The 10,092-nt window shown below is 44.6% G+C and carries 7 protein-coding genes; 4 read left to right on the forward strand and 3 right to left on the reverse strand.

The window, feature by feature from the left end; genetic code table 11:
- The first annotated feature begins 246 nt into the window (after positions 1 to 246).
- The 3 genes from FY557_RS19630 to FY557_RS19640 all read left to right on the forward strand — a co-directional run bounded on the left by FY557_RS19630 (position 247) and on the right by FY557_RS19640 (position 4,619).
- Complete coding sequence (locus FY557_RS19630; protein WP_149248920.1) at positions 247 to 1,710, forward strand: tagaturonate reductase; 1,464 nt, start codon at positions 247 to 249, stop codon at positions 1,708 to 1,710.
- Between the two features lie 5 nt (positions 1,711 to 1,715).
- Positions 1,716 to 3,335 (forward strand): UxaA family hydrolase, encoded by a 1,620-nt coding sequence (locus FY557_RS19635; RefSeq protein WP_149248921.1) that lies wholly within the window; start codon positions 1,716 to 1,718, stop codon positions 3,333 to 3,335.
- 255 nt (positions 3,336 to 3,590) lie between these two features.
- Positions 3,591 to 4,619 (forward strand): LacI family DNA-binding transcriptional regulator, encoded by a 1,029-nt coding sequence (locus tag FY557_RS19640; protein ID WP_149248922.1) that lies wholly within the window; start codon positions 3,591 to 3,593, stop codon positions 4,617 to 4,619.
- A gap of 272 nt (positions 4,620 to 4,891) precedes the next feature.
- On the opposite strand, the gene FY557_RS19645 is transcribed toward FY557_RS19640, so the two are convergent.
- Positions 4,892 to 5,545: a hypothetical protein gene (locus FY557_RS19645; RefSeq protein ID WP_149248923.1), complete on the reverse strand. Its 654-nt coding sequence runs from the start codon at positions 5,543 to 5,545 to the stop codon at positions 4,892 to 4,894.
- Between the two features lie 64 nt (positions 5,546 to 5,609).
- Positions 5,610 to 6,197, reverse strand: a complete 588-nt coding sequence (locus tag FY557_RS19650; protein ID WP_149248924.1) for a Crp/Fnr family transcriptional regulator — start codon at positions 6,195 to 6,197, stop codon at positions 5,610 to 5,612.
- A gap of 797 nt (positions 6,198 to 6,994) precedes the next feature.
- Between FY557_RS19650 and FY557_RS19655 the strand changes: the two genes are divergently transcribed.
- On the forward strand, positions 6,995 to 7,411 hold the full coding sequence (locus tag FY557_RS19655) for a pyridoxamine 5'-phosphate oxidase family protein (protein WP_149248925.1): 417 nt from the start codon (positions 6,995 to 6,997) through the stop codon (positions 7,409 to 7,411).
- Between the two features lie 168 nt (positions 7,412 to 7,579).
- On the opposite strand, the gene FY557_RS19660 is transcribed toward FY557_RS19655, so the two are convergent.
- On the reverse strand, positions 7,580 to 9,574 hold the full coding sequence (locus tag FY557_RS19660) for an ATP-binding protein (protein WP_149248926.1): 1,995 nt from the start codon (positions 9,572 to 9,574) through the stop codon (positions 7,580 to 7,582).
- Positions 9,575 to 10,092 lie beyond the last annotated feature (518 nt).

Consider the following 10,092-nt stretch of genomic DNA (forward strand, 5'->3'; position numbering starts at 1 on the left):
TGGTCGACGGCATCGACAAAGGCTACATGATCATTTTCTCAATCGGTGCCGTAGCCTATCTCATCGCCTGGGGCGTGATGAAAGCGCTGGTACCCAAGTATAAGGAGATTAAATAAATACCAATTAAAAATAAACCTTCAAGGGGTTAGTATATAAGTTTTTTGAGTGTAAACATCTTGATGACTAAGCTTAAAAAAGATTCAGTAATAAAAAGATCTTTGCGCACTTTGCGTTAAAAAATAAAAGATGGAAAATCAGACAAAACAGAAATTAAACCGCAAAACAGGCGGACAAAATACAAGACTTCCCATTAAAATCGTACAGTTCGGCGGCGGAAACTTTATGCGCGGATTTACCGATTATATCATCGATAAGATGAATAGAGAGGCAGATTTTAATGCAGGAATCGTAAATGTACAGCCAACACCCAATGGTTCCGTGCATAAGCTGGAAGCGCAGGACAACCTTTACACGCTTTTTACCAGAGGCATCAAAAAAGGAGCACTGATTGATGAAAAGCAGGTGATTTCCGCCATCCAAAAGTCGGTGAATCCTTATACGGACTATCAGGAATTCCTTGCATTGGCAAAGGAAAAGGAACTGGAATTTATATTTTCGAATACTACGGAAACCGGGATTGCCTATGACGAAGCCGAAACTTCCTATCAGGGGCCCCATAAAAACTTTCCTGCAAAACTGACGGTTCTGCTGTATGAAAGATTCAGGCATTTTAATGGGGCCGCTGATAAAGGGGTACGGATTATTCCGTGTGAACTCATCGAAGACAATGCTTTTGCTTTAAGAAATATTATCACCCGATACGCCCGGCTCTGGAATCTGGAAGACCGGTTTGTGCAATGGATTCAACAATGTAATTATTTCCACAATACCTTGGTGGACCGGATCGTTCCGGGATACCCCAAAGATGATGCCGGATCGTATGAAGACCGGGTGGATTACGAAGATCAGATGATGGTGGTTTCTGAGGCTTTTCTTCTCTTTGTTATTCAGGATGCCGGAAATCTGAAAGAGCGCATTCCTTTCCATAAAATCAACGAGCAGATCCTGGTCGTGGATGATATCCGGCCGTACCGGTTAAGGAAAGTCAGAATCCTGAATGGCGGCCACACCCTGATGCTGGCTCCGGCTGTTTTGTCAGGACTGGAAACGGTAAAAGAAGCAATGGATCATCCGTTTACCGGAACATTTTTACATGATGCGGTATTTAATGAAATCAATCCCACTTTAGGACTGAACGAGGCCGAACTGAGGGAATTTGCAGAAGAAGTATTCGACCGTTTCCGGAATCCTTTTATCAAACATCATCTGGAAAGCATCGCTTTGTACTTTGTCTCCAAATTCAAAGTGAGGGTGTTGCCAAGCGTGCTGACCTCAATTGAAAGTAACGGAAAATTACCGGTTAACCTTACCTTTTCCCTGGCCTGTTTAATCCGGTTTTATCAGGGAAGCTTCGGGGAAAAAGCTTTACCTTTAAATGACGAAGAAGGAATCATTGCCAAGTTTAAAGAAATATGGAAAAATGAATCCTATGAAACCGTTGCTCAGCTGGCGCTTTCCGAAACATCATTCTGGGATACCGATTTAACGCAGGTAAAAGGCCTGCAGGAAGCAGTGGCAAAAGCACTGTATGAGATCGATCATCATGATATGGAAACCGCCTACAGGAATTTTGTTCAATTTTATTCTTAAACATCATGCAGAAGAAAGTACTGAAAGTAAATCCCAAAGATAACGTTATCGTCGCACTGGTAGATCTGCCTGCCGGGGAAGTAGTCCGTTTGGACGGTACGGATTATACGGTGCTGAAAGATACCAAAGCCAAGCATAAATTCGCTGCGATGGATTTCCGGGAAGGCGACCAGATCATCATGTATGGTGTAATCGTCGGGAAAGCAAACCAATTCATCGGAAAAGGCGAAGTGATTACCACTGAAAATGTAAAACACCAAAGTGCCAAAGTAGAAGGGAAAACCGCTACACTGGGCTGGACCCCGCCCAGTGTAGAGCAGTGGAAAGACCGGACTTTTATGGGCTATCACCGTGAAGACGGACAGGTGGGAACCGAAAATGTATGGCTTTTCTTTCCGTTGGTATTCTGTGAAAATAAAAATATTGAAACCTTAAAGAACATTTTCGAAAAAGAACTGCTGCACGATAAAGCCAGCAAACATCAGCTATTATTAAGATCGTTATTAAACGGTGGGTCAGGTGCTGATGTTGCAGTCGAAGAAGTAGAGCCGGATACGCGCGTATTTAAAAATATTGATGTCCGGTTCATTACGCACCAGGGCGGATGTGGCGGGATCCGTCAGGATGCCGAAGCGCTGGGAAGGCTGTTTGCAGGTTATGTCAATAACCCGAACGTAGCGGGAGCTACGGTCCTCAGTCTGGGCTGCCAGAATCTTCAGGTTCAGATTTTTATGGATGCCCTTCACGCCCTCGCACCGGATAATAAAAAGCCGATTGTCGTATACGAACAGCAGAAGTCGGGTACCATCGATGAAATGCTGACCGGCGTCATTAAAGATTCCTACGAAGGCATTAAAAAAGCCAACGAAACCGAAAGGAAACCGGCCTCCATTACGAAACTAAATATCGGATTGGAATGCGGCGGCTCCGACGGTTTCTCCGGAATTTCTGCAAACCCTGTATTGGGTGAAGTCTCCGATATCATGGCTGCCGTCGGCGGGACCACTATGCTTGCGGAATTCCCCGAACTGTGCGGCGTGGAGCAGGAGCTGGTAAACCGCTGCGTATATGATGAAGACGGCGTAAAATTCCTGAGGCTGATGAAAGATTTTGAAAGCTCCGTAGTTGCTGCAGGTTCCGGGTTTGATATGAACCCGTCGCCCGGAAACATTAAGGACGGACTGATTACCGATGCCATGAAATCGGCAGGGGCTTCCAAAAAAGGCGGATCGGCACCGATTGTTGATGTGCTGGACTTTACGGAATATGCAACGAAACCCGGCCTGAACCTTCTCTGCACGCCAGGTAACGATGCCGAATGTACCACCGCTCTGGTAGGATCCGGCGCGACTGTTGTCCTGTTTACGACCGGCCTGGGAACCCCGATAGGAAATCCGATTGCTCCCGTGATAAAGATTTCTTCCAATACCACCCTTGCGGAAAAAATGCCGGACATTATTGATTTTAATGCCGGTACGATTATCAGCGGGGAGAAGACCATTTCCGAAAGAGCAGAAGAACTCATGGAGTTCATCATCAAAGTGGCGAGCGGAGAAGTAAAAACCAAAGCCGACCTACTGAATCAGGATGATTTCATTCCATGGAGGAGAGGGGTCAGCCTATAATTTGAATTTATAATTATATAAATATTAGGGTTGAAAATGCTTCCTCTTCCGGGAGGGGCATTTTCTTTTTTTTCCTTAAATGTATTATCTTAATTTTACCACGTTACTTGAATCCGGATCTTTACCTCAATCCAATTAAGTAAAAATTTAAACTGATTTGTTATATAAATGTCTGCATATCCTTTTCCGTAGACAGAATTTGATTAAATTTACGTCAGTAATACCCCTTTAATTAGAGACCTAATTACCACCTGTATGAATAAAAAAAATGCCACCATCTATGATATTTCGAAGAAGCTTAACATCAGTGTGGCAACGGTTTCGAGAGCACTGAATGACCATCCGAGAATCAGTGTGGCTACAAAGGAACTTGTGTCGAAGACAGCCAAGGAAATGAACTACAAGCAGAACAACCTGGCCAAGGCTTTAAAAAGCGGGGAAACGAAAAACGTCGGGATCATTGTTCCTTTTGTGAATACCAACTTCTTTTCCTCCGTAATCCGGGGAATTGAAGAAGAACTTTCTCCTTTCGGCTATCATGTCATCATCTGTCAGAGCCATGAGGATGTGAATATTGAAAGGGGGCATCTGAATACCCTGATGAATGCCCAGGTTGACGGCATTTTTATGTCGGTTTCCAGGACTACCATTGATACCGAACATATCCGGAGCATATTGGATACCAGTAATACCCCGATTATCTTTTTCGACCGTAAAAAGGATGTTCCCGGAATCAGTACCGTAACCATTGATGATTACCGGGGCGGCTACATTGCTACGGAACATTTAATCAGCGAAGGCTATAAAAACATCTGCCATTTTTCCGGAGACCTTAATCTTGAAATTTACCAGAACCGTCTGAACGGATATAAGCAGGCTTTGGCTGACCATGGGTTCCAGGTGAAAGAAGAAAACATCATCCCGACAGGCAGTTCCATCGACGCAGGGGTGGAAGCCATCAAGAAACTCTGGGACCGGAAATCGATCCCGGATGCGATCTTTTCAGCCAGTGATTTTGCGGCGCTGGGCGCATGTCAGGAACTGAAAAAGAAAAAAATTAAAATTCCCCAGGAAGTGGCGGTCATCGGTTTTTCCAACGAGCCTTTCACCCAGTTTATGGAACTGCCGATCAGTTCCGTTGATCAGACGCCGGTGATGATGGGGAAAATGGCAGGGCAGGTATTTCTGGAAAATATCAAAGAAAACAGCTCGGGGATCTCAATAGAGAAAAAGGTGGTTCTTACGCCCCAGTTGAATATCAGAAAGTCCTCCAAACGGAAATAGTATTTATTGGATTACGCAACGGCGCGAAGATTGTGGACAATGCAGCGTTTAAAGGCGCAAAGAATCTGACGCTGTCAGATTTTCACAGCGCTAATGCTGACCGCTGAAATTTTTTATCATTTTTAAAATCAGCGGTTTACAATTTTATCAAAGATAAAACTTTGCGTCTTACAACATAAAGCATTAAAAAAAATTGCGCCCTGGCGTTTCCCAATACAACCGCACTGCAATATTGACTATTCACCATTCACTTGAGGAGCAAAATTCACCATTCACTTTTTCGTTTTGATCAGCAAACGGTAAATGGCCAGACATCCCGGAATCATGGGCAGCACGGCGGTCCACATTCCGGGAAAGTAGTAGTATCCCGTGGTCCGGAAATAGAAGTTCCGCATCTCCGGAATTCGCGTGCCTTCGATGGATGCCGTCAGCGGATGGGGATCATGGGGGAGCAGGTCGGGAGCAATCAGGGGAAAGATGAAATGGGTAAACTCAGCGACGCCCGGACCGATGAAGATGAACCAGGCCACAAATCCGGCCACCGGGATTTTGTAGTAAAGCCCCAGGGAAGTGAGCGTGTAAATCACCGGGCCAATAAGCGCAAACACCATCAGGAAGCTTTTTTCACTCCACGGGATGCCGAAGAGCCGGCTCATGGCCGGTGCAAAACCCATCAGGTATTCTTCAATAATATGGATCTGAAGACCTGCAACCGTCAAAATAAAAAGCGGAAGAATGATGCGGGGTTCAACAGGATTTCTCAAGTAGGTTAGCGACCAGCAGATCAGGCCGGTCAGCGCCGAGCCTCCGACAATAATAACGGGAGCAAGACCAATGGACACATATCCCGTGACCGGAGCAACGACTGTAAAAAGGCAGGCTGCCAAAAAGTTTAATTTCTGAGATACAGATAAGGTATTTTTCATAACGGATCGATTTGATCCGAAGGTACACCCGCTGCATGAGCCGGCATTTATCAAATGATAAAAACTATTTCACCGCCCGGATCCTGCTCAAAGATACCTGGGTAATTCCCAGATAGGAAGCCAGGTCCGCCAGGCTGATCCGCTGCAGCAACGGCCCGTATTCTTTCAGAAATTTATGATACGCAATCTGGGCTTTTTCCTCCAGAGTACCGCTGATCCGGTCCATCATATTTACCGCAGCCAGCGAAAGAAGCTTCCGGTAAAAAGTTTCCATGGAATGATACTGCCGGCAGAGCATTTCCAGGTCATTATAATTAAGGCAGGTTATGGCCGTATCCTCCAGGGCCAGTACGGAATAGGCGGAAGGCTGCTGAAGGGTGAAACTGTCGAGAACGGTAAACATATGGCCTTCAGGAAAAAAGCGCATGATAAACTCACGGGTATCGGTATAAAAAAAGGTTTTCACCAGGCCGCTGTCTATAAAATAAATCCGGCTGCATACCGTTCCGGTTTCCAGGATCAGTTCGCCTTTCCGGTACTTCTTTTCATAAAGTTTTGAGGCTAAAAGATTTTCCGCTTCACTTTCAGGTTGGGAAAGCAAAGAAACAAAATTCATAAAATCCGATGCACCGGAAAACTCATTGCTGATCATGACAGCAAGTTACGAAAACAACGTCATTCAAGATAAATGGTGTTTTAAGAATGAATAAAGTTGCTTTTTTGCAATTTCCGGCTCAATGGAATCGTAGGGGGGTGCTGTCTTCCGGATCATCAGTACATCTTTTGGTAATACCTACAGTCAATATCGTAGCCATTCTTTAATTTAACGTGAATTCGGTAATATTAATTATTATTCAGGAGTTTAAAGAGAATGGGAAAATAGAAATGATCAGGAATTTTAATAAAGTTTCCTTGCCTGATGCAAAAATCATTTTACTGTTCAGGGCTCTTAAAACATCCTGACTAAAGGGACTCCCAGACCGCAGCTTCCTTCTTTCTTCTTTTCAATCCGGTTTCTACTTCACGCTCGCGTTATTTTAATTATTTAACATTAAATTGTCCGGAAAAGGAAGGAAAATTAGCTCAACTTTTTTTCCCTGATGTACTTATTCTGAATATTTTTAATAAAAATGAGAGTAACCCGGCAGAAATCCAAGTCGGGTAATAACCATTATGGGAAGGCGGGCTGCGCAAAGCCTGATCGCCAAGATAATGCTGACAGGTCTTAGACGGACGGACCTTCGCACTGTTATCTGGAAAGATGATATTTTAATTTAATTTTTTTAAACACAAAGTGTAAGACGGTTTTCCCGATAATCGGTACATCTTTTGGTAATACCTACACCAGACCATTGCATTGACCCTTTGCTTCAGGTTAAATATTAAAATGATCAGGAAAAAAAGGAAAGGCAATTCACACCATTAAAACCATTCACAAAAAATAATAAAATGAAAAAAGCATCACTGGAAACCATTGCAGAGCAGATGAAAGATCTGGATTTCTGCATGATGATTACAAAAGACGAAAAACAGGTTCCGCACTCCAGGCCTATGAGCAACAACGGGAAAGTGGAGTATGACGGCGATTCCTGGTTTTTCACCTATGAGGACAGCAACAAAGTAAAGCAGATTAAAAATGACAATACGGTAAGCCTCATTTATCAGACCGATGATATGCTGTTCATCGATTGCTATGGAAAAGCGTCCGTTGTAACCGATAAAGAAACCTTAGAAGAGAAATGGGTGGACGGCCTGGAACAGTGGTTTCCGGAAGGTACCGAGACGCCGGGAATCTGCCTGCTGAAAGTAAGCGCGGAAAAGGTGACCTTCTGGCACAATGAAGAAGAGGGGGAGTACACCGCTTAACTTTGTTGTGACAGGAAGCGGGAAATTTCTTCTTCCCGATTTGTTAATCAATTGAAAGTTAAATTATAATAAACACCGGAGATTTTCTCCGGTGTTTTTGTTTTATATGACTGAATTTATTGTTTACTGCCTTAAATACAGAAGGCTGTACGATAAGCTGTTTGATTCTTAATGATTAATGGTCTCGTTGTCAAGCGGTAAGACAAATGAGAATACAGAACCTTCGTCCTGTGAGCTTTCAACGTTAATACGGCCGTGATGAAGCTCGATAATTTCCTTGCACAGGTAAAGCCCGATTCCAAAACCTGTTATGGAGGTGCTTTGTGCATCGTTTACGCGGTAATAACGCTCAAAAATCCGCTGCTGATCCTCTGCCGGGATTCCTTTGCCCTGATCCTGTACTCGGACATCCAAACGGTTGTTCCCGGTAGCCGAATATTCCACGGTTACCACGGTTCCCATCGGGGAATATTTCACCGCATTCCCAATCAGGTTATGGATGACCTGCGATATTTTCTCACGGTCTGCCGATACCTGCAAAGATCCGGAAGTTTTAAAAATGAACTGATGGGTATGGATCACCGAAAGCACCTCGTCCTCAATTTCCGAAAAGAACGATTGGAAATCAAAGGCTGTCTTTTCGATATGCATCTGTCCCGAATCGAGCCTGGAAACATTCAGGAATCCATTGATCATGGCAGCCATATTATCAACCTGCTTCAGGGATTTTTCGAGGGTATTCTGCTGCAAAAGATGTTCTGCCTTGATCGCCATGCGCTGCAGCACCTGGAGATAAGCTTTGAGGGAAGTGATCGGGGTTTTAAGCTCATGGCTGACCATACCCATAAAATCATCTTTCCGCTCTTCTTCTTTCTTCTGTTCCGTAATATCCCGCAGGGTCCCGTTGAGGCTTAAAGGATTGCCCTTCGTATCGTAGAACACCCGGCCGCGGGCCTGAAGCAGCCTTATTTGATGATCTGTCTTATTCTGGATCTTATATTCGACGAAATAATGGCCGTCGGAATCTGCCCTTAAGCTCTGAAGAATGGCGCCAGCCACGCGCTCCCGGTCTTCCGTAACAATGACTTCAAGGGCAACCGACAGGTCCAGGTTTTCAGTGGAAGAAAGGCCGAACCAGTTCTTAAGCAGCGTATTGCCTGAGAAGAGGTTGGTTCCAGGCTGGTAATAAAAGGTCGCCAGTTCCCCTGCATGAATGGCCAGGGCCAGCATCTGCTGGTCGTTTTCATGTTTCCGGCGTTCCAGGACCTGCCGGGTGATCTCTTCAAGGATAATCAGCACCCCGGAAATTTCCCCGTCCCCTGAAAATATCGGCTGGTAGATGGAGTTCACGATGGCTTCCCGAAGGCCGCCATGATGATGTAATTTAACCACAAACTCATTGTTTATTTTCGGGATGCCGGTTTCATAGACTTCCCGGAGCCATCCGTTTACCGGCTGGCCACGCAGTTCGGGACGTACCTCTTCATGCGGCTGGTCGATCACTTCCTGTTCCGTGCGTCCCCAAATCTCCAAGATCGCGGGATTGGCAATTTCAATAATATGATCGGGGCCTTTCAGCATGGCAATTCCCACGGGAGCCTGTTCGATGATGGCGCGGACATACTCCCTGCTTTGGGCAAGCTGCTGGATGGAATGGCTGAGTTCTTCATTCGTAAAAGTTAGTTCTTCGAGGGTGGCCGCCATTTCTTCGTTCAGCGCCTGCTCCCGTTCTTCCTTCTCGCGGATCTGCTGGAGGAATTCACGGCGCGAAGTCACGTTCAGGGCCGTATTCAGGATGCACCAGGTTTTTTGGTTTTCATCTAAAAGGGCCCGGTATTCGTAATCGAAATAATCCAGCGTTTCCTTCCCGTTCTTGATCAGCTTGGCCGGAGCTTCCGACACCGAATAGGTTTCCCCGGAATGCCAGACCTGCTGCAACAAACCCAGAAAGGGCTGTCCTTCCAGTTCCGGAAGCGCCTCCATCAGCGGTTTCCCGATCACGGAAGCATCCTTGCCCCAAAGTTCCAGCATGCCCCGGTTGGCGAAACGGATGATGATGTTTTCGCCCGAATAAAGGGCGGTGGGTGCAGGAGAGCAGGCCAGTGCCTGAATCAGTAAGTCGGAGGTAAAATCGTTTTCGAAGGAACGGTCTGCAGTGCTCATAAAATTCAACAAAACTAGGGTGAAGCAATTTTGTTGCCATGATGGTGGGAAAAATAAGGAATATTATTAAGTAGTCAAAAAAAGAAGCAAAGTTTTCACTTTGCTCCTAATTTCTGTGCTGACCAGGCCTTGACCTGCAGTGTTGGATTACATTCTCAAGTCGCCCGAAGCGTACTCTTTGATAGGCTCTCACAAACACTGGTTTCCAACCAGCGCAACGTAAACATTGTGTCATAATCAGTAATTTTAAATTAAGGTTTATAACTTAAATCACTATGACTTGTTTACAGATGCAAATATATCTCAATTTTTCAGAAATTTGATAAATATAGATTTTTTTTAATGATGCTATTTACTTAGTATTATAAATAGAAAGATAAACCAGCAATAAATTAAAGTTCATTTAAAATTTAGAAATAAAATATTAATTTTTATTCCAAACTATAAGACAATTCTTATTTTGTTCTTTAGTTCCCCATGCTGGAACAATATTTCTAATTTGTTTTGTAGTATTAATA

Source organism: Chryseobacterium sp. SN22 (assembly GCF_008329705.1).
Classification (GTDB): domain Bacteria; phylum Bacteroidota; class Bacteroidia; order Flavobacteriales; family Weeksellaceae; genus Chryseobacterium.